Below are 19,488 nucleotides of genomic sequence, written 5' to 3'. Positions count from 1 at the left end.
CGCCGCATTGGAGGATGATATGAAACATCTGGCAATTGCTGCGGGAATACTGACTGCGACTTCGGCTGTGGCAGCCGATAAGCCCACGTTGACCGTATATACTTACGACAGCTTCGTTTCGGACTGGGGCCCCGGCCCGAAGGTCGAAGAGGCGTTTGAAGCGCAATGCGAATGCGACCTGAACCTTGTCGGCGTCGAAGATGGCGCGGCACTGCTGTCACGCATCCGGCTGGAAGGCGAAAACAGCGACGCCGATATTGTATTGGGTTTGGATACCAACTTGATATCGGCAGCTAAAGAAACCGGCCTGTTTGCACCTCATTCAGTCACTGCCGAGTATGCACTGCCCATCGAGTGGACCGACACAGTTTTTGCCCCCTACGACTGGGGTTACTTTGCATTTGTTCACAATGCAGATTTTGCCGCTCCTAACAGCTTCCGCGAGTTGGCAGATAGTGACATCAAGATCATCATTCAGGATCCGCGTTCATCGACGCCGGGGCTGGGTCTTCTGCTGTGGGTCAAGGCCGCGTATGGCGATGAAGCCCAAGAAATCTGGGCTGACCTTGCCGACAATATCGTGACGGTGACCAAGGGCTGGTCCGAGTCATATGGCTTGTTCCTTGAAGGTGAGGCCGACATGGTTCTAAGCTATACGACCTCGCCAGCCTATCACCTGATTGCCGAGGAAGATGCCAGCAAAGCAGCGGCAGCCTTTGACGAAGGCCATTATATGCAAGTCGAGGTTGCGGCCAAGCTAGCCAATTCCAATCAGCCCGAGCTGGCAGATCAGTTTCTGAACTTCATGGTGTCTGACGCGTTTCAGACGATCATTCCAACGACCAACTGGATGTACCCGGCCGTAACCCCATCTTCCGGTCTGCCCGAAGGTTTTGAAACTCTAACGATCCCTCAGAAGTCCTTGCTGTTTGATCAGGACCAAGCCGCCATCGCGCGGGAACAGGCGCTTTCGGAATGGTTGGGCGCACTCAGCCAGTAAACCCGCTTCCTGGTGTCAGTGCTGCAGCGATCGTTGCCGCGCTGATATTGGGCACACTGTTCATGGTGGCGGTGCGCGCTGATTCTGGCGGTGGGTTTGGTCCAGCCGACTGGGCAGCCTTACGCTTCACCCTGTTGCAAGCAACACTCTCTGCAGTGTTCAGCGCTGGTCTGGCTATTCCGGTCGCCCGCGCGCTGGCCCGCCGCCGATTCACCGGTAGGCGCGTCCTGATCACGCTGTTGGGTGCACCTTTCATCCTGCCGGTCATCGTCGCCATTCTGGGATTGCTTCAGGTCTTTGGCAGGGCAGGATGGATTTCGGACGCGTTGGGCTATTTCGGTCTGCCGCCCATTCGAATCTATGGGCTGCACGGTGTCGTTCTGGCCCACGTATTTTTTAATCTACCTCTGGCAACACGCCTGATCTTGCAGGGTTGGCAGGAGATCCCTGCCGAGCGTTTCCGGCTGGCGGCGCAACTTGGGTGCGAAGGAATGGCAATGTTCCGTTTGATCGAACTGCCAATGCTTCGCCGCATTCTCCCCGGAGTGCTGGCCGTGATCTTCGCCATTTGCCTGACCAGTTTTGCGGTGGCCCTGACGCTGGGTGGAGGGCCGCGCGCCACCACGATTGAACTCGCGATCTATCAGGCCTTTACATATGATTTTGACTTAGGGCGCGCCGCCTTATTATCCGCTTTGCAACTTGTCCTGACTGCAGCGGCTGCGTTGGCAGCCTTGAAGTTCTCGCGCGGCGACGGGTTCGGTACCGGCCTGAATCGTGAGATCCGGCGCTGGGATGGCCGAGGACCACTGCTGGATGCGTTTTGGATTATCATCGCCGCCGCGTTCCTGCTGCTACCTCTGGCATCCGTCACGATTTCGGGTATCGCTGGGCTGTTTGAGATGCCGGTTTTGGTGTTCCGTGCCGCTATAATTTCAATTTGTGTTGCCGCCGCCAGTACCATGCTCCTATTACTGCTGGCACTGCCCATGGCGACAGCCGTCGCGACAGGCCGGTTCGGCATCGTCGAACTTGGCGGACTTCTTGGCCTCGCCGCCTCGCCCTTGGTCATTGGTACGGGTCTCTTTATTCTGATCCGCCCGCTGGCCAATCCGACAACTCTTGCGTTGCCGGTAACCGCGCTTGTGAACGCGGTCATGGCCTTGCCCTTCGCCCTTCGAATTTTGGTTCCCGCAGCGCGTGATGTATTGGAACGGCACGGGCGGTTGGCACTGGCCCTGAACATGAACAACTGGTCCTTTTTCTTGCGTGTCATGCTTCCACGCCTGCGCCCCCAGGTCGGTTTTGCCGCGGGCCTGACGGCGGCACTGTCCATGGGTGATCTGGGTGTGATCGCCCTGTTTGCAGATGCGCAGATCGCAACGCTGCCCCTGCAAATCTACCGCCTGATGGGCGCCTACCAGATGCAGGCCGCAGCAGGAGGCGCGCTGCTGCTGCTTATACTATCGATGGGTGTTTTCTGGGTTCTGGATCGAGGGGGTCGCTGGCATGCTGAAGCTTGACAATTGCATCATCGCAAATGGCGATTTCCAATTAAGCGCTGACTTTGAGGTCAAGGCCGGATCCAGCGTTGCGATCATCGGTCCGTCGGGGGCAGGAAAATCAACACTTCTTGAAACTATCGCCGGTTTTCGAGACCTGAGAAGTGGGCACATCCACTGGAAGGATCATGACCTATCGACATTACCACCAGGCAGTCGACCGATGGCAATGCTGTTTCAGGACGGAAACCTGTTTCCTCACCTGAGCGCCGAACAGAATGTCGCCCTGGGCCTAAGGCCCAATGGAGGTTTGACTGCAGACGACCAACACCACATTCAATCGGCCCTCGGCCGCGTTGGCCTGCAGGGAATGGCGGCCAGAAAGCCCGCTGAATTATCAGGTGGTCAGCAAAGCCGCGTGGCGCTGGCCAGAATCCTCGTGCAAAAGCGTCAGGTGTTATTGCTCGACGAACCTTTCGCCGCCCTTGGCCCTGCCCTGAAAACAGAGATGCTCGATCTGGTCGCTGAATTAGTCGCCGAGACCAAAACCACCCTGCTTATGGTCAGCCACGACCCACGGGATGCGCTTCGGATAACCGACCAAACCGTATTGGTTGCGGATCAAATCGCACATCCACCTGCTGAGACCGAGACACTCTTCAACAATCCTCCGCCAGCGCTGCGCGATTATTTGGGCTGAATGAACTGATCCAGACAAGCGTCCAGCACCTCGTGCACACGCGGACCAATCTCGGGGGCCTCCGAAGCGCGCGGGCCTGCAATGTTCAGAACTGTTACAGGGTTGGCGCTCAGCCAAGCACGTATCTGTTGCGCGCAATCGGCCTTTCCTTTTCTGATATCCACCACCAGATGCGGTTTTTCAGCATCAACTGCAAACTCAACCGTTTTCCGCGTGCCGGGACTGTCTGACCCGTCGATAAAAACAAGCGTGGCGTCACTGGCAAAGACGTTGAGCCTTGTCCGTTCAGCGACATCTTCAGACTTCGTTTCAACAAGCCCGCTGAGATGAGCCGGGATCAGCCCATCCTCATTTGTTCGACCCTTCGGCACCCAGCCGCCGTAAGGGATGCCGTTTGCGCGGGCAAACTCCAATGCGGCAGTGTCTACGCCGGTTTGTCCACCTGATACGATTTTCTGAACACGACGCCCGAATGGGATTCCGTCTTGCTCGTCTCCCTGCGTCAACGCGCAATACCAAATTGAAACGGATCATTCTGCGCAAAGAAGAGCTTACCCTCTGCCATCACATGCGCCTGGCCAGTTAGCTGGGGAACAATGCCTCCGCCCTGCCCCGGCTGATAGGACAGCCTGTACGAACTTCCGATGATGCTTTCCTGAACGATTTCTTCCCCAGCGGACAAGCGCCGACTGGCCGCGAGGCAGGCCAGCCGGGCCGAGCTGCCGGTGCCGCAAGGCGAGCGGTCATAGTCATCGTCGGGGCACAGAACAAAGTTTCTGCTATGAATACCTGCATTCGGTGAGGTGCCCTGAAAGATCACGTGATCAACCGGCTCGCCATTTTCGCCACCAACTTCTTGCGCAATGCAGGCTTCGCGAATTGCGATAGCCATGTCGGTCAGCGGGCGAATGTTCTCAGGCGCAACCGGGATCGGGCTTGGCTCGACAATGAAGAACCAATTGCCGCCATAAGCGACATCGCCGGTGACGGGGCCATACTCTGCAGTCTCGACCGTCACGGAATGATGTACGCGGCGGCTTTCAATGTTGGTGACCTGCACGGTGTTGGCGTCCAGCAGATCAATCTTAACCTCACCTACCGGAGTTTCGATTCGGTGCGCGCCAACCTCGATCTGTCCAAGATGCGCCAATGTTACGCCCAACCCGATCGTCCCATGGCCGCACATGCCCAGTACCGCATCCGCGTCAAAGTAGATCACGCCCGCTTTGCATTCAGCACTGACCGGTTCGACAAGGAGCGCCCCGACCATGCCGGGCTGGCCGCGTGGCTCCAGTAGAACAGACTTGTAGAACCGCTCATGTTCCGTTGCCAGTCGCTTGGCGCGTTCAGCCAGTGATCCTGAACCCAGATCAGGCCCCCCGTCCAGAATGACCCGTGTGGGCATTCCACCGGTATGGCTGTCAATCACATGCATTCCGCAATGACCCCACCCTGACGAACCCAATCGGTAAACCACGACTTAAACAAATTGTACTGTTGCTCGCAGTAATTTCTCTGGGCGTCGGATAACACGTCGGTTTCATTGAAATGCAGGCGGTATTCTTCTTCGCCGTTCAGCACCAGCAGATGCTTGTAGTAAAGAACAAGATCCGTGCCTTCGTCAAAACTTGCCAGAACGCCAAATGCCTCGTCCAGTTCGCGCGCACGCAACCGTGCTTCGGCATGTCCCTCTGCTGCCTTTTTCGAAAGCGCCGCAAGCAACAATGCCTCTTTGGGCAGCGCCGTTCCTATCCCGGTGATCGATCCGGTGGCGCCGCAATTCACAAACCCATGGTAGACTTCAGTATCGACGCCTACCATCAAAGTGACCTGATCGTCCTGCGATGTAATATGTTCGGCGGCATAGCGCAGGTCGCTCTTGCCCCCGAACTCCTTAAAGCCAACCAAATTCGGATGCTCGGCCCGCAGTGCAAAAAACAAATCCGCACGAGTGGCAAACCCATAGACAGGGCTGTTGTAGATGATCGCAGGCACGTCCGGTGCCGCAGAAAGAATAGCCTTGAAATGGTTCTTTTGCGCGGCAACCGATGAGCCTCGTGACAGAACCCGAGGGATAACCATCAACCCTGCCGCGCCGACCTTCTGTGCATGTGCTGCGTGCGCCACAGCGGAATTCGAGTTGATGGCACCCGTCCCCACGACAACCGGCAAGCCAGCGTCGACCAGTCGTTCCACGCCCTCCATCCGTTGGGCATCCGTCAGAAGCGGCCAATCCCCCATCGAGCCACAATAGACGACAGCGGACATGCCGGCCGCGATCATCTCTTTGCCCTTTTTGACCAGCGCGTCAAAGTCAGGTGTCCTGTCGGCCTTACACGGCGTCATAAGGGCAGGCATAGTTCCAGTGAAAATAGTCCGGTCCATGAGATATCCGTTTGCTCAGGTTGGTATTGGTATTCTGCGCGAAAGCGCCGTGGCCTAACGTGTCATTCCAGCGAAACCCACAGGACCCTGGCGTCTTCCTTACTCGTAGAAATACAGCCATGCCCCATACCGCTATCGTAGTACAGAGAATCTCCGGGTTTCATCGGTAAGGGGCGGTAATGCTCGGATACGAATATCAACTCGCCACTGATAACGTACATGAATTCTTCGCCTGTGTGCCTGATCCAGTTCTCATATTCTGATATGTCACGCGCTTTTATCGTCGCGATATAAGGAAGCATTCGCTTACTGGTCAGGTCCGAGCACAGCAATTCGTGCATGTAGGTCGGCGTATTTCTTATCTCGCCTTGCCCTTTCGGCGTAAAATCACGTCGCCCCGAAATTCCCGATTGAGCGGACTGCAAGAACAGCTGTGGCGTGTTCATGTCCAAGGCCTGTGTCAGCCGCCGCACGATCTCGAAACTTGGACGTGTCTGGTTGTTTTCGATCTTTGAAAGTGTTGATCGACCGATTCCCGCTTCGCGCCCGGCCTCCTCCAATGTCCAGCCTTTTGCGCGGCGTGCATCCCGGATCGACCGACCCAAAGCCGCCCCCTCGTCCTGTTCTTCCGGTCCGGCACCATCTTTCAGGTTGTCCTCAGACATGGGAATCTCCTTGTTTTATCAAAGCTTACTCATTTCCCCCGAGCCAAACAACTTTACTGTGATGAAATTTTTGTTGCCTTGCGTACACTAATTCCACTATAGGAAACAAAATTTCGTACACTGGAAACGAGATTACAGGAGGAGATCATGTTCACAAAACCGCTCACCGAGGCTGATCCCGTCATCGCAGCATCGATCGCACGCGAGGGCATACGCCAGGCTGAACAGATCGAACTGATCGCTTCCGAGAACATCGTCTCTCAGGCAGTGATCGATGCGCAGGGTTCCGTACTTACAAACAAATACGCCGAGGGCTATCCGGGTCGCCGCTATTATGGTGGGTGTGAATATGTGGATGAGGTTGAGGCCGAAGCCATTGATCGATTGAAGAAGCTGTTTGGCTGTGAATATGCAAACGTCCAGCCGCACTCAGGCGCGCAAGCCAACGGAGCGGTTAAGCTGGCACTACTCAGCCCAGGTGACACGATTCTTGGTATGTCGCTGGATGCTGGGGGCCACCTGACCCATGGCGCAAAACCTGCCCAGTCCGGCAAGTGGTTCCGTCCGGTTCAATATGGCCTGACCCAGGCCGGGCTGATTGACTATGATCAGGTTGAAGAATTGGCGAAAGCCGAAAAGCCCAAACTGATCATTGCAGGCGCATCGGCCTATTCGCAAAAGATCGATTTCGCACGCTTCCGCGCCATTGCCGACGAAGTTGGCGCATGGCTTCTGGCAGACATGGCCCACATCGCCGGCTTGGTTGCGACTGGCCTGCATCCCTCGCCCATCGGGCACGCACACATTGTTACGTCGACTACGCACAAGACGCTGCGCGGTCCGCGCGGTGGGATTATTCTTACAAACGATGAAGCGCTGGCAAAAAAGATCAACTCGGCTGTTTTCCCGGGTCTGCAGGGCGGCCCCCTGATGCATGTGATCGCAGGCAAAGCAGTCGCATTTGGTGAAGCGCTGCAGCCTGAATTCAAAGAATATATGCAGCGCGTTGTCGACAGTGCCTCGGCACTGGCCAACGTGATGATGGCGCGCGGGTGCGACATCGTTTCGGGCGGCACTGAAAACCACCTTATGCTGGTTGATCTGCGCCCAGTCGGCGTAACCGGCAAAGACGCCGAAGCGGCGCTAGAGCGTGCAGGATTCACCTGCAACAAAAACAGCGTTCCGGGTGATCCCGAAAGGCCCACTGTCACCAGCGGCATCCGTCTTGGTACGGCCGCAGGCTGCAGCCGTGGGTTTGGACCAGAAGAGTTCAAACAGATTGGCCACATGATCGGTGATGTGTTGGACGCGCTGGCACAATCGTCTGACGGTGACGAGACCGTCGAAAAGGAAACCCGTGAAAAGGTCCGCGCGCTCTGCGCAAGCCACCCGATCTACTGAAAGAAGACCAAATGACTTACGATCTTATTGTCATCGGGGGCGGTCCGGGCGGCTATGTCGCCGCGATCCGCGCGGCACAGCTGGGCCTGACAGTCGCTTGCGTTGAAGGCCGCAGTGCGCTTGGCGGGACCTGTTTGAATGTGGGGTGCATACCCTCCAAAGCGTTGCTGACCTCCTCGGCCAAATATGCCGGACTTGCACATCTCTCCTCCCACGGTATTGCGGTCGAGGGGGCCAGCATCGATGTGCCCGCAATGATGGGACGCAAGGACAAGATCATAGGCGACCTGACCAAGGGTATTGCGTTTTTGTTCAAGAAAAACGGCGTTGATCTGATCGAAGGGTGGGCCAGTATTCCGGCCGCTGGTCAGGTCAAGGTGGGTAACGAAGTCCATGAGGCCAAGAACATCCTCATTGCCTCTGGTTCCGAACCTACCCCGTTGCCAGGGATTGAGATTGACGAGCAAGATATCCTCAGTTCGACGGGCGCGATTGCGCTGGAGAGTGTGCCCGAGCATCTGGTGGTGATCGGTGCCGGTGTCATCGGACTGGAACTTGGGCAAGTTTGGGCGCGTCTCGGAGCCAAAGTTACGGTCGTCGAATATCTAGACCGCGTGCTGCCCGGCATGGATGGTGAAATTGCCAAACTGGCGCAACGCGCGCTGTCAAAACGTGGCCTGAAATTCCAGCTGGGCCGGGCACTAAAATCCGTCGACAAAACGGATACTGGCCTGACACTAACTGTGGACCGCGTCGGCAAGGACAAAGAAGAAGTGATCGAGGCCGACAAGGTGTTGATCGCCGTGGGTCGCCGCCCAGTCACACATGGCCTTGGCTTGGAAGAGCTGGGCGTGGCCGTGAACCAACGCGGTTTCATTGAAGTTGATGGCGCATTTCAGACATCTGTCCCGGGCATCTACGCCATCGGTGATTGCGTTCCCGGACCTATGCTGGCGCACAAGGCCGAAGAAGATGGTGTCGCCTGTGTTGAGATGCTGGCAGGCGAAGCTGGTCACGTCGATTACAACACCGTCCCCGGCGTGGTGTACACCGACCCCGAAGTCGCCTCGGTTGGTTTGACCGAAGAAGCACTGAAAGAATCCGGTGCCGAGTATTCGGTCGGCAAATTCGCCTTCATGGCGAACTCACGCGCGCGTTCGACCGGTGAAACAGACGGTGCAGTGAAGGTTCTGGCAGACCCGAACGGCCAGATCCTGGGTGCGCATATTTGCGGAGCCCATGGCGGCGATCTGATCGCTGAACTGGTTCTGGCGATGACAAAGGGTGCAACGGTGTCCGAAGTCGCTGCAACCTGCCATGCGCACCCGGCCATGGGCGAGGCCGTCAAAGAAGCCTGCCTCGACGCCCTGGGCCGCGCGATCCACGCATAAGGGAGACCAGCCAGATGACCATCCAGCTTCGTCCTCGCCACCCGGAAAAAGCCAAAAAGGCCGACAGTGTCATCCCGCGCAAGCCCAAGTGGATTCGCAAGAAAAAGGGCGACAGCGCTGAATACTATGAAACACGACGCCTCATGCGCGAGCATGATCTGGCGACGGTCTGCGAAGAAGCCGCCTGCCCCAATATCGGCGAATGCTGGTCCAAGCGCCACGCCACCATGATGATCATGGGTGAGGTTTGCACGCGGGGTTGTTCGTTCTGCAATGTCTCAACGGGTCGCCCGGATGCTCTGGATGTGTTTGAACCTGGCCGTGTTGCGGCAGCGGTCAAGAAGCTAGGCCTGCGTCATGTAGTGATCACCTCGGTCGATCGCGATGATCTGGCAGATGGTGGGGCCGAGCATATCGCTCAGACCATCCGTGCCGTGCGCCATCAGAACCCCGGTACCACTGTCGAGGTTCTGACACCCGATTTTCTTGGAAAAGGCACTGCGTCAGAGATCGTATTTGAAGCGGCGCCGGACGTTTTCAACCACAATCTGGAAACTGTGCCGCACCTTTATCCAACTGTGCGACCTGGTGCACGCTATTACACCTCGCTGCGTCTGCTGGATGATGCCAAACGCGCGAACCCGGAGCTTTTTACCAAATCTGGCCTGATGGTCGGGCTTGGCGAAAGTCTGGACGATGTCCGTCAGGTCATGGACGACCTGCGCGCGGCCAATGTCGATTTCCTGACCGTCGGCCAATATCTGCAACCGACCCCTAAACACCATCCGATTGACCGGTTCTGGACACCGGAAGAATTTGCCCAACTGGAACAGATCGCGCGTTCCAAGGGCTTTTTGCACGTGTCGGCAACGCCGCTGACCCGATCATCGTTCCACGCGGACGAAGACTTTGCCGCCCTCAAGCAGGCCCGCCAGCGGGCTTTGGCGAACAGGGCATAAACCTAACGCAAATGGGAGGGAAACCATGGAAGCGTTAAATTCAATCGTAGGGGCCATCAATGGCGTCGTGTGGGGGCCGCTGATGCTGGTTCTCATTCTCGGCGTTGGCTTCTTCCTGCAGGTCGGCCTGAAGTTCATGCCGATCCTGCGCATTGGCACAGGCTTCAGCCTGCTGTTCAAAGGCCGCGAAGGTCAGGGCGAGGGCCAGATCAGCCCGTTCAACGCGCTGATGACCTCGCTATCTGCGACTATCGGTACGGGCAACATCGCTGGTGTGGCCACTGCTGTCTTCCTGGGCGGTCCGGGCGCCTTGTTCTGGATGTGGATGACCGCCCTGGTGGGCATGGCCACCAAATATGCCGAAGCTGTCTGCGCGGTGAAATACCGCGAAAAAGACGAGCTTGGTAACTATGTCGGCGGCCCGATGTACTACATCAAAAACGGCCTCGGCGCGAAATGGGCCTGGCTGGGTGTTGCATTTGCCCTGTTCGGCGCAATCGCGGCGTTCGGCATCGGCAACGGTGTACAGGCCAATGGTGTTGCACAGGTTCTGGAGTCGAACTTCGGCCTGAACACTTCGGTTACCGGCGTTGTCCTGATGGTTCTGACCGCGGCCGTGATCCTGGGCGGCATCACCCGCATCGGTGCGGTTGCAGGTAAACTGGTTCCGTTCATGGCGATTGCCTACGTCGTCGCAGGCCTGCTGGTTCTACTGATCAACATCGGTAACATCGGCTCCGCTCTGTCGCTTGTTTTCACCTACGCCTTCACCCCGTCGGCCGCCGAAGGTGGTTTCGCGGGTGCTGCCGTTTGGGCCGCGATCCGCTTTGGTGTGGCACGTGGTGTCTTCTCGAACGAAGCCGGTCTGGGTTCCGCTCCGATCGCACACGCCGCAGCCGAGACCAAAGGTCCGGTCAACCAGGGCCTGATCGCGATGTTGGGTACGTTCATCGACACGATCATCGTCTGCACCATCACCGGTCTTGCTATCATCTCGTCGGGTGCCTGGACATCGGGTGAATCCGGTGCAGCATTAACCAGTCACGCGTTCGAACTGTCGCTGCCGGGTATCGGTGGGTATCTGATCGCCATCGCTCTGTCGATCTTTGCCTTTACCACCATTCTGGGCTGGTCCTTCTATGGCGAGAAATGTGTTGAGTTCCTGCTGGGCGTGAAATCCCTGATGCCCTACCGCGTCCTGTGGATCGTCATGATCTATTTTGGCGCAACAGCGGATCTGGGCTTCATCTGGCTGCTGGCCGATACGCTGAACGCGATGATGGCCATTCCGAACCTGATCGCCCTGGCGCTGCTGAGCCCGATCGTCTTCAAACTGACGAAAGAGTTCTTTGCCTCAGGTGGCAAGTCCGAAGAGCCAGGCGGCACACCCGCCGAATAATCTCGGATGAAAATACGGGGGGCCATCCCGGCCCCCCGGCTTCAAACAGAATTCCATTTCTCGAGGAGAGACGTGATGGCCACGAAAATCCTGCTGCCGATTGATCACACCGACGACCGTTCGTGGAAGAACGCCCTGCCGCTCGCACAAGAACAAGCAAAGTTCTACAGTGCCGAATTGCACGCGATTGCCGTCATTCCTGAGATCATCCAGTTGCCGAACCTGCCCGCCAACTATGGCGCAGGCGCAAAAGACCACGTGCGCAATGCGGTGCAGGCCATACTGGATCACAACGGTGCATCTGATGTGGCGATCCATATCGAAGAAGGCAGCGTCTATCGTGAGATACTGAAGCTCGCCTACAAAGAGGGTTTTGATCTGATCGTCATGGCTTCGACCAAAGGCGATTTTCCGAACTATGAGATTGGCCCGAACCTGGCCCGTGTCGTGCGCAACGCGCATTGCACCGTCACGGTTGTTCGCGACCAGTCCCGCTGATTGAAAGGTTAAGTTGATGACCGAATTAAAACGCACGCCTCTTCACGCTTTGCATGTTGAGTTGGGGGGTAAGTTGGTTGATTTTGCGGGATGGGAGATGCCTGTTCAGTATCCTTTGGGGATTATGGGGGAGCATAAGCAGTGTCGTGAGAAGGCGGCGGTGTTTGATGTGAGCCATATGGGTCAGGTGATTTTGCGGGGCGAGAATGTGGGTGAGAAGCTGGAAGCGCTTTGCCCGCAGGCCTATGCGACGCTGAAGGAAGGCAAGGCGCGGTACGGGTTCTTTACGAACGCAGAAGGCGGGATCATGGATGACCTGATCGTGTCGAATGCGGGCGATCATTACTTTGTGGTGGTGAACGCGGCGCTGCGGCATCAGGACATTCCGCATATGCGTGAGCACCTTGAAGGCGTTGAAGTGATCGAGATTTTCGACCGCGCGCTGGTGGCGGTTCAGGGCCCTGCGGCGGAAAACGTTGTGGGCGAACTGTGCCCCGCCGCGCGTGATCTAAAGTTCATGGAAACCACGGTTGCCGATATCAACGGTGTTGAGTGCCGTATCTCGCGGCTGGGCTATACCGGCGAGGATGGCTACGAGATCTCGATCCCCGAGGACAAGGCGATCGAGATCACCAAGGCGTTTCTGGCGCATGAGGATTGCGAGCCGGCCGGTCTGGGCGCGCGCGACAGCCTGCGGCTGGAGGCAGGTCTGTGCCTTTATGGCAATGACATCGACCAGAGCACCTCGCCGGTCGAGGCCTCGCTGGGCTGGGCGATGCAAAAGCGCCGCAAGGAAGAGGGCGGTTTCCCGGGCGCGGCCCGCGTGCAAAAGGAACTGGCCGAAGGTCCCGCGCGCAAGCTGGTGGGCATCAAGCCCGAAGGCCGTGCGCCTGCGCGTCAGGGTGTGGAAGTGCGGTGCCTTGAGGGCAACAGCATCGGTCAGATCACCTCGGGCGTGTTTGGCCCCACGGTGGGTGGACCGGTGGCGATGGGCTATGTGAGCAAAGGCCATGGCGAGCCGGGCGAGAAGGTGAACCTGATCATCCGGGGCAAGCCGCAACCGGCTGAGATCGTGGCGCTGCCCTTCGTCAAACAGAATTACAAGCGTTGAAGTCAGGAGAGAGAGACATGGCAACCTATTATTCCGAAGAGCATGAATGGCTGAGCGTTGACGGCGACACCGCCACGCTGGGCATCACCAAACACGCCGCCGAGCAATTGGGTGACGTGGTGTTCGTGGAACAGCAGGAAGCAGGCGACGAGTTCGAAAAAGGCGGCGAGATCGGCGTGATTGAATCCGTCAAGGCGGCGTCCGAGCTTTACGCACCGGTCGACGGCGAGATCACCGAGGTGAACGAGGCACTGGCCGACAATCCCGGCGCGCTGAACGAAGACCCCGAAGGCGAGGCCTGGATCTACAAGATCAAGATCGCGGACGCCTCGCAGCTCGAAGACCTGATGGACGAGGCCGGCTACAAGGCCTTCATCGGTTAACTCAGGCGGCGGGTCCGTGCGCGGCCCCGCCCCTTCATCTGTTTCCAAATACTTCCGCCGGAGGCTCCTGCCGTCTCCGCCGGGCCTGACCTATCCTTGAGGAGCGCACACATGGCCTTCAAACTGACCGATTACGAAGCCTATGACTTCGCCAACCGCCGCCATATCGGGCCCAGCCCGACCGAGATGCGCGACATGCTCAAGGTGATCGGCTTCAAGACGCTGGACGAGCTGATCGACGCCACCGTCCCGCCCGCGATCCGGCAGAAAGAGCCGCTGGACTGGGGCCCGGCGATGACGGAACGCGATGCGCTCTTTCACATGAAAGAAGTGGCGAGCAAGAACAAGGTTCTGACCTCGCTGATCGGCCAGGGCTATTACGGCACCACGACGCCTGCGCCGATCCTGCGCAACATTCTGGAGAACCCGGCTTGGTACACGGCCTATACCCCCTATCAGCCCGAGATCAGCCAGGGCCGACTTGAGGCGCTCTTGAACTTCCAGACCATGGTCAGCGATCTGACCGGGCTGGACGTGGCCAACGCATCCTTGCTGGACGAAGCCACGGCGGCAGCCGAAGCGATGGCGATGGCCAAGCGCGGCGGCCGGTCCAAGGCCAACAATGCAGCCTTCTTTGTCGACAAGAACTGCCACCCGCAGACCATCGCGGTGATTAAAACGCGCGCCGAGCCTCTGGGCATCGAGGTGCAGGTGGCTGATCCGGACACGCTGGATGCGGGCGCGGTCTTTGGCGCCATCTTCCAGTACCCCGGCACCCATGGCCATGTGCGCGACTTCACCGCCGAGATTGCGGCCCTGCATGAACACAAGGCGATTGCCATCGTCGCCGCCGATATCCTGTCGCTGGCGCTGCTGAAGTCGCCCGGTGAGATGGGCGCGGATATCGCCATCGGCTCGACCCAGCGCTTTGGTGTGCCGATGGGCTATGGTGGCCCGCACGCCGCGTATATGGCGACCACCGACAAGCTGAAGCGCTCGATGCCGGGCCGGATCATCGGTGTCAGCATCGACAGCCGGGGCAACAAGGCTTACCGCCTGGCGCTGCAGACCCGCGAACAGCACATCCGGCGTGAGAAAGCCAACTCGAACGTCTGCACCGCGCAGGCGCTGCTGGCGGTGATTGCCTCGATGTATGCCGTGTATCACGGCCCCGACGGCATCAAGGCCATCGCGCAATCGGTGCACCGCAAGACCTCGCGTATGGCCGCCGGTCTGGAAGAGGCAGGCTTTGCTGTGGAGCCGGAAGTGTTCTTCGACACGATCACGGTTGAGGTTGGCCATCTGCAGAAAACGGTCATGGAGGCCGCTGTGGCCCGGGGCGTCAACCTGCGTAAGGTCGGCGACACGAAAGTGGGCATCAGCCTGGACGAACAGACCCGGCCCGAGACCATCGAGGCGGTCTGGGGGGCCTTCGGCATCGACCGCAAGGATGACAGCTCGAACGTGGCCTATCGCCTGCCGGATTACGCGCTGCGCGAAAGCGAGTACCTGACCCACCCGATCTTCCACAAGAACCGGGCCGAGGCCGAGATCACGCGCTACATGCGCCGTCTGGCCGACCGCGACCTGGCGCTGGACCGGGCGATGATCCCGCTGGGCTCGTGCACCATGAAGCTGAACGCCACGATCGAGATGATCCCGGTCACCTGGCCCGAGTTCGGCAACCTGCACCCGTTCTGCCCCGAAGATCAGGCGCAGGGCTATCATGAGATGATCGATGATCTGAACGACAAGTTGTGCCAGATCACCGGCTATGACGCGATCAGCCAGCAGCCCAACTCGGGCGCGCAGGGTGAATACGCAGGCCTCTTGACCATCCGCAACTATCACTTCGCCCGGGGCGAAGGGCAGCGCAATGTCTGCCTGATCCCGACCTCGGCGCATGGGACCAACCCGGCCTCGGCGCAGATGGTCGGCTGGCAGGTTGTGCCTGTGCAGGCGGATGAGAAGGGCAACATTGATCTGAATGACTTCCGCGCCAAGGCCGAAAAGCACTCCGATCATCTGGCCGCCTGCATGATCACCTACCCCTCGACCCATGGCGTGTTCGAGACCACCGTGCAGGAGGTCTGCCAGATCACCCATGATCACGGCGGTCAGGTCTATATCGACGGCGCCAACATGAACGCCATGGTGGGTCTGTCGCGTCCCGGAGACATCGGCGGTGACGTCAGCCACCTGAACCTGCACAAGACCTTCTGCATCCCCCATGGCGGCGGCGGCCCCGGCATGGGTCCGATCGGCGTCAAAGCGCATCTGACCGAGCACCTGCCCGGCCACCCGGAATACGGCACTGCCGTGGGTCCGGTCTCGGCGGCGCCCTTTGGGTCGCCCTCGATCTTGCCGGTTAGCTGGGCCTATGTGCTGCTGATGGGCGGCGCGGGTCTGACGCAGGCGACCAAGGTGGCGATCCTGAACGCCAACTACATCGCGGCGCGGCTCAAGGATGCCTACCCGATCCTCTACACCTCGGAAACGGGTCGCGTGGCGCATGAATGCATCCTCGACACCCGCCCGCTGGACGAGGCGGCCCATGTCAGCGTCGATGACATTGCCAAACGTCTGGTGGACAGCGGCTTCCACGCGCCCACCATGTCCTGGCCGGTGGCCGGCACCCTGATGGTCGAGCCCACGGAATCGGAACCCATGGATGAGCTGGACCGCTTCTGCGACGCCATGCTGTCCATCCGCTCCGAGGCACAGGACATCATCGACGGCAAGATCGACGCGGAAAACAACCCGCTGAAAAACGCCCCCCACACGGTGCGCGATCTGGTCGGCGACTGGGACCGTCCCTACACCCGTGAACAGGCCTGCTTCCCCCCAGGCTCCATGGGCGTCGACAAATACTGGTCCCCCGTCAACCGCGTCGACAACGCATACGGAGACCGAAACCTAATCTGCACATGCCCGCCAATGTCAGAATACATGGACGCAGCTGAATAAACCTCAAAAAACAATTCCCCCCGCCATGAAATCGGCGGGGGTTTTCGCCAATCGGAAACCTGTGTTCCGATCTGAGCCCATTTCCAGTGTCGTTTTTCGCTGATGAAGCGTCTTTTGCGCTTGCTGCAGGTGCAAACGGCCCATACCTCTGTCCGTGGGACACCCCTCCCCAACGAGGGGCGTGTATCTGGAAGGGTAATACACATGACTATCGAACAACCGGCGACGCGGCCGGCCAACCCGCGTTTTTCCTCGGGCCCCTGTGCCAAACCCCCCACATTTGATCTGACCAAACTGGCGGATGCCGCCTTGGGCCGCTCGCATCGGGCTGCTGTCGGCAAGGACAAGCTGAAGGCGGCCATTGAAGGCACGCGAGAGATTCTAGGCATACCGGCGGATTATCGCATCGGCATTGTACCAGCCTCGGACACCGGTGCGGTTGAGATGGCGCTTTGGTCTTTGCTGGGTGAGCGCAAAGTTGAAATGCTGGCCTGGGAAAGCTTTGGCGCGGGTTGGGTGACTGATGTGGTCAAGCAACTGAAAATCGACGCTGAAGTGAAAACCGCCGAGTACGGGCAGATCGTTGATCTCGCGTCGGTCGATTTCGCCAACGATGTGGTGTTCACATGGAACGGAACGACTTCGGGTGTGCGGGTCCCAGATGGCGACTGGATTGCTGATGATCGTCAGGGTCTGACGATCTGTGACGCGACATCCGCTGCGTTCGCGATGGACTTGCCATGGGACAAGTTGGATGTGACAACGTTCAGCTGGCAGAAGGTTCTAGGCGGAGAGGCGGCTCATGGGATGCTGATCCTGTCTCCGCGCGCGGTCGAGCGCTTGGAGAGTTACACCCCGTCATGGCCTTTGCCGAAGATCTTCCGACTGACCAAAGGTGGCAAGCTGATTGATGGGATATTCACCGGCGCGACGATCAACACACCCTCAATGCTCGCGGTTGAGGATTACCTTTTCGCGTTGGATTGGGCGCGTTCAGTCGGAGGCTTGCAGGGGCTGATTGCTCGTGCGAATGCCAATGCTGGCGCGGTTCATGCGTTCTGCGACCAAAATGACTGGATCGCCAATCTGGCCGAAGACTCGACAACTCAATCAAATACGTCGGTCTGTCTGAAGTTCACCGATACGCGCATTCAAGATGGTGCCGTTTTTGCCAAAGCCGTCGCCAAACGGCTTGAGGCCGAAAGCATTGCGCTTGATATCGGTGCCTATCGCGACGCCCCTGCGGGTCTGCGCATCTGGTGCGGCGGCACGGTTGAGACATCAGATATCGAGGCGATGCTGCCCTGGCTTGCATGGGCTTTTGAAGCCGAGATTGCAGCGCAAACCGAAGCTGCCTGACCTTTTCTACCGGGCCGCATCCGGCCCGGACCTTCCACAATGTTCAAGGACCAAAAATATGGCTCCCAAAGTACTCGTCTCTGACAAGCTGAGCGAAACCGCCGTTCAAATCTTCCGCGACCGTGGCATCGACGTGGATTTCATGCCCGATCTGGGAAAGGACAAAGACAAGCTGGCCGAGGTGATCGGTCAGTATGACGGCCTCGCCATCCGTTCTGCCACCAAAGTCACGCCAACCATTCTGGAGAAGGCAGACAAGTTAAAAGTCATTGGTCGTGCCGGGATCGGCACCGACAATATCGACAAGGATGCGGCCTCGAAAAAAGGCGTGATCGTGATGAACACACCGTTCGGTAACATGATCACCACCGCCGAGCATGCCATCGCGATGATGTTTGCCGTGGCGCGGCAGATCCCCGAAGCCAGCACCTCGACCCACGCGGGTAAGTGGGAAAAGTCCAAGTTCATGGGGATTGAGCTGACCAACAAGACCCTGGGCGTGATCGGCGCGGGCAACATTGGTGGCATCGTCTGCGAGCGTGCTTTGGGTCTGAAGATGAAGGTCGTCGCCTATGATCCCTACCTTGGCGAAGAGAAAGCCGCGCAGATGGGTGTGGAAAAGGTCGAATTGGATGAGCTTCTGGCCCGCGCTGACTTTATCACTCTGCACGTGCCGCTGACCGATCAGACGCGCAATATCCTGAGCCGTGAGAACCTGGCCAAGACCAAGAAAGGCGTGCGCATTGTCAACTGCGCCCGTGGCGGTCTGGTCGACGAGGACGCGCTGGCCGAGGCGTTGCATTCGGGTCATGTCGCCGGTGCGGCCTTTGACGTGTTCAGTGAGGAACCGGCCAAGGAGAACGCCCTGTTCAACCTACCCAATGTGGTTTGCACACCGCACTTGGGTGCGGCCACGACTGAGGCGCAGGAGAACGTGGCGCTGCAAGTGGCCGAACAGATCTCGAATTACCTGCTGACCGGAGCGGTCGAGAATGCGCTGAACATGCCCAGTGTAACGGCAGAAGAGGCCAAGGTCATGGGGCCGTGGATCAAGCTGGCCGGGCATCTGGGCAGCTTCATTGGTCAGATGACGGATGAGCCGATCAAGGCAATCAACATCCTCTATGACGGTGTCGCTGCGAACATGAACCTGGCTGCGTTGAATTGTTCGGTCGTTGCCGGAATCATGAAGAAATTCAATCCCGAGGTGAACATGGTCTCGGCCCCGGTTGTCGCGAGAGAGCGTGGCATCCAGATATCGACCACCAATCAGGACAAATCCGGTGCGTTCGAAGGCTATATCAAGGTCACTGTGGTGACTGAAAAGCGTGAACGCTCAATCGGTGGCACGGTGTTCAGCGACGGCAAGCCGCGGTTTATTCAGATCAAGGGCATCAATATCGATGCCGAGATCGGGGCGCATATGCTCTATACGACTAACGAAGACGTGCCGGGCATCATTGGTGCTTTAGGACAGACCATGGGCGAGAACGATGTGAACATCGCGAACTTTACTCTTGGACGATCCGAAGCCGGCGGTGAGGCGATTGCGTTGCTTTATGTTGATGAACCGGTACCAGCCGAGGCGCGCGCCAAACTCGCCGAGACAGGTCTGTTTACTCAGATCAAACCGTTGGAGTTTGACGTGGCCTGACGGTCGCTGTTGAACTTCTGTGACAGATTGATGCCCGCGCTTGTCCAAAGCGTGGGCATCGCCTTTTCAAAGTGCTGATTTTGCGCCAGAAGTGCGGCAATCACCATTGCCCGA

The 19,488-nt window shown here is 58.4% G+C and carries 17 protein-coding genes; 13 read left to right on the top strand and 4 right to left on the bottom strand.

Annotated features, from left to right (window positions below):
• The first annotated feature begins 19 nt into the window (after positions 1–19).
• From thiB to ACR0BI_RS09195, 3 genes are read left to right on the top strand one after another with little or no spacing between them, the layout of a single operon-like run.
• On the top strand, positions 20–1,000 hold the full coding sequence (gene thiB / locus ACR0BI_RS09205; protein ID WP_170393759.1) for a thiamine ABC transporter substrate binding subunit: 981 nt from the start codon (positions 20–22) through the stop codon (positions 998–1,000).
• Entirely contained in the window at positions 976–2,523 is a 1,548-nt protein-coding gene (locus ACR0BI_RS09200; protein ID WP_170635730.1) for a thiamine/thiamine pyrophosphate ABC transporter permease ThiP, read from the top strand. The genes thiB and ACR0BI_RS09200 overlap by 25 nt, the downstream gene beginning before the upstream one ends.
• Positions 2,510–3,202 carry a thiamine ABC transporter ATP-binding protein gene (locus tag ACR0BI_RS09195; protein ID WP_170393755.1) on the top strand — a complete coding sequence of 231 codons (693 nt, stop codon included), beginning with the start codon at positions 2,510–2,512 and terminating at the stop codon, positions 3,200–3,202. The genes ACR0BI_RS09200 and ACR0BI_RS09195 overlap by 14 nt, the downstream gene beginning before the upstream one ends.
• On the opposite strand, the gene ACR0BI_RS09190 is transcribed toward ACR0BI_RS09195, so the two are convergent.
• The 4 genes from ACR0BI_RS09190 to ACR0BI_RS09175 form a co-directional block, all read right to left on the bottom strand.
• Positions 3,190–3,708, bottom strand: a complete 519-nt coding sequence (locus ACR0BI_RS09190) for a putative molybdenum carrier protein (protein WP_170422505.1) — start codon at positions 3,706–3,708, stop codon at positions 3,190–3,192. The genes ACR0BI_RS09195 and ACR0BI_RS09190 overlap by 13 nt on opposite strands.
• Positions 3,705–4,637 carry a 4-hydroxyproline epimerase gene (locus ACR0BI_RS09185; protein WP_170422502.1) on the bottom strand — a complete coding sequence of 311 codons (933 nt, stop codon included), beginning with the start codon at positions 4,635–4,637 and terminating at the stop codon, positions 3,705–3,707. The genes ACR0BI_RS09190 and ACR0BI_RS09185 overlap by 4 nt, the downstream gene beginning before the upstream one ends.
• A complete protein-coding gene (locus tag ACR0BI_RS09180; RefSeq protein ID WP_170422500.1) occupies positions 4,628–5,587 on the bottom strand; it encodes a dihydrodipicolinate synthase family protein in 960 nt (319 codons plus the stop codon). Before ACR0BI_RS09180 ends, ACR0BI_RS09185 begins: the two co-directional genes overlap by 10 nt.
• 62 nt (positions 5,588–5,649) lie before the next feature.
• The gene (locus ACR0BI_RS09175) at positions 5,650–6,252 is read right to left on the bottom strand and encodes a helix-turn-helix domain-containing protein (RefSeq protein ID WP_170393747.1); all 603 of its coding nucleotides are present in this window, start codon (positions 6,250–6,252) and stop codon (positions 5,650–5,652) included.
• Between the two features lie 147 nt (positions 6,253–6,399).
• Here ACR0BI_RS09175 and glyA point away from each other — a divergent pair, with 147 nt between their 5' ends.
• The 10 genes from glyA (at position 6,400) to serA (ending at position 19,374) form a co-directional block, all read left to right on the top strand.
• On the top strand, positions 6,400–7,653 hold the full coding sequence (glyA, locus tag ACR0BI_RS09170) for a serine hydroxymethyltransferase (protein ID WP_480562266.1): 1,254 nt from the start codon (positions 6,400–6,402) through the stop codon (positions 7,651–7,653).
• 11 nt (positions 7,654–7,664) lie between these two features.
• Positions 7,665–9,044 (top strand): dihydrolipoyl dehydrogenase, encoded by a 1,380-nt coding sequence (gene lpdA / locus ACR0BI_RS09165; RefSeq protein WP_480562267.1) that lies wholly within the window; start codon positions 7,665–7,667, stop codon positions 9,042–9,044.
• Positions 9,045–9,058: 14 nt separating this feature from the next.
• On the top strand, positions 9,059–10,003 hold the full coding sequence (gene lipA / locus ACR0BI_RS09160) for a lipoyl synthase (RefSeq protein ID WP_170465565.1): 945 nt from the start codon (positions 9,059–9,061) through the stop codon (positions 10,001–10,003).
• Positions 10,004–10,028: 25 nt separating this feature from the next.
• On the top strand, positions 10,029–11,402 hold the full coding sequence (locus ACR0BI_RS09155) for an alanine/glycine:cation symporter family protein (protein ID WP_480562268.1): 1,374 nt from the start codon (positions 10,029–10,031) through the stop codon (positions 11,400–11,402).
• Positions 11,403–11,477: 75 nt separating this feature from the next.
• A complete protein-coding gene (locus tag ACR0BI_RS09150; protein WP_170776276.1) occupies positions 11,478–11,900 on the top strand; it encodes a universal stress protein in 423 nt (140 codons plus the stop codon).
• 16 nt (positions 11,901–11,916) lie between these two features.
• The gene (gene gcvT, locus ACR0BI_RS09145; protein WP_170732594.1) at positions 11,917–13,011 is read left to right on the top strand and encodes a glycine cleavage system aminomethyltransferase GcvT; all 1,095 of its coding nucleotides are present in this window, start codon (positions 11,917–11,919) and stop codon (positions 13,009–13,011) included.
• A 17-nt stretch (positions 13,012–13,028) separates the two neighbouring features.
• On the top strand, positions 13,029–13,394 hold the full coding sequence (gcvH, locus tag ACR0BI_RS09140; RefSeq protein WP_170393732.1) for a glycine cleavage system protein GcvH: 366 nt from the start codon (positions 13,029–13,031) through the stop codon (positions 13,392–13,394).
• A gap of 111 nt (positions 13,395–13,505) precedes the next feature.
• On the top strand, positions 13,506–16,361 hold the full coding sequence (gene gcvP, locus ACR0BI_RS09135; RefSeq protein WP_480561996.1) for an aminomethyl-transferring glycine dehydrogenase: 2,856 nt from the start codon (positions 13,506–13,508) through the stop codon (positions 16,359–16,361).
• A gap of 204 nt (positions 16,362–16,565) precedes the next feature.
• Positions 16,566–17,720: a phosphoserine transaminase gene (locus tag ACR0BI_RS09130; RefSeq protein WP_480562269.1), complete on the top strand. Its 1,155-nt coding sequence runs from the start codon at positions 16,566–16,568 to the stop codon at positions 17,718–17,720.
• Positions 17,721–17,778: 58 nt separating this feature from the next.
• Positions 17,779–19,374, top strand: coding sequence for a phosphoglycerate dehydrogenase (gene serA, locus ACR0BI_RS09125; RefSeq protein WP_480562270.1), 1,596 nt, complete (start codon positions 17,779–17,781; stop codon positions 19,372–19,374).
• Positions 19,375–19,488 lie beyond the last annotated feature (114 nt).

Source organism: Ruegeria sp. E5, assembly GCF_056534105.1.
This window is presented reverse-complemented; position numbering and strand designations above follow the sequence as displayed.

What these genes read in the sequence shown, in the direction of transcription:
- ACR0BI_RS09130 (WP_480562269.1), top strand. Translation starts at nt 16,566, where the DNA reads ATGACTATCGAACAACCGGCGACGCGGCCGGCCAACCCGCGTTTTTCC.
- lipA (WP_170465565.1), top strand. Translation starts at nt 9,059, where the DNA reads ATGACCATCCAGCTTCGTCCTCGCCACCCGGAAAAAGCCAAAAAGGCC.
- ACR0BI_RS09180 (WP_170422500.1), bottom strand. Translation starts at nt 5,587, where the DNA reads ATGGACCGGACTATTTTCACTGGAACTATGCCTGCCCTTATGACGCCG.
- glyA (WP_480562266.1), top strand. Translation starts at nt 6,400, where the DNA reads ATGTTCACAAAACCGCTCACCGAGGCTGATCCCGTCATCGCAGCATCG.
- gcvT (WP_170732594.1), top strand. Translation starts at nt 11,917, where the DNA reads ATGACCGAATTAAAACGCACGCCTCTTCACGCTTTGCATGTTGAGTTG.
- ACR0BI_RS09175 (WP_170393747.1), bottom strand. Translation starts at nt 6,252, where the DNA reads ATGTCTGAGGACAACCTGAAAGATGGTGCCGGACCGGAAGAACAGGAC.
- serA (WP_480562270.1), top strand. Translation starts at nt 17,779, where the DNA reads ATGGCTCCCAAAGTACTCGTCTCTGACAAGCTGAGCGAAACCGCCGTT.
- lpdA (WP_480562267.1), top strand. Translation starts at nt 7,665, where the DNA reads ATGACTTACGATCTTATTGTCATCGGGGGCGGTCCGGGCGGCTATGTC.
- gcvP (WP_480561996.1), top strand. Translation starts at nt 13,506, where the DNA reads ATGGCCTTCAAACTGACCGATTACGAAGCCTATGACTTCGCCAACCGC.
- ACR0BI_RS09195 (WP_170393755.1), top strand. Translation starts at nt 2,510, where the DNA reads ATGCTGAAGCTTGACAATTGCATCATCGCAAATGGCGATTTCCAATTA.
- ACR0BI_RS09185 (WP_170422502.1), bottom strand. Translation starts at nt 4,637, where the DNA reads ATGCATGTGATTGACAGCCATACCGGTGGAATGCCCACACGGGTCATT.
- ACR0BI_RS09155 (WP_480562268.1), top strand. Translation starts at nt 10,029, where the DNA reads ATGGAAGCGTTAAATTCAATCGTAGGGGCCATCAATGGCGTCGTGTGG.
- ACR0BI_RS09150 (WP_170776276.1), top strand. Translation starts at nt 11,478, where the DNA reads ATGGCCACGAAAATCCTGCTGCCGATTGATCACACCGACGACCGTTCG.
- ACR0BI_RS09200 (WP_170635730.1), top strand. Translation starts at nt 976, where the DNA reads ATGGTTGGGCGCACTCAGCCAGTAAACCCGCTTCCTGGTGTCAGTGCT.
- gcvH (WP_170393732.1), top strand. Translation starts at nt 13,029, where the DNA reads ATGGCAACCTATTATTCCGAAGAGCATGAATGGCTGAGCGTTGACGGC.
- thiB (WP_170393759.1), top strand. Translation starts at nt 20, where the DNA reads ATGAAACATCTGGCAATTGCTGCGGGAATACTGACTGCGACTTCGGCT.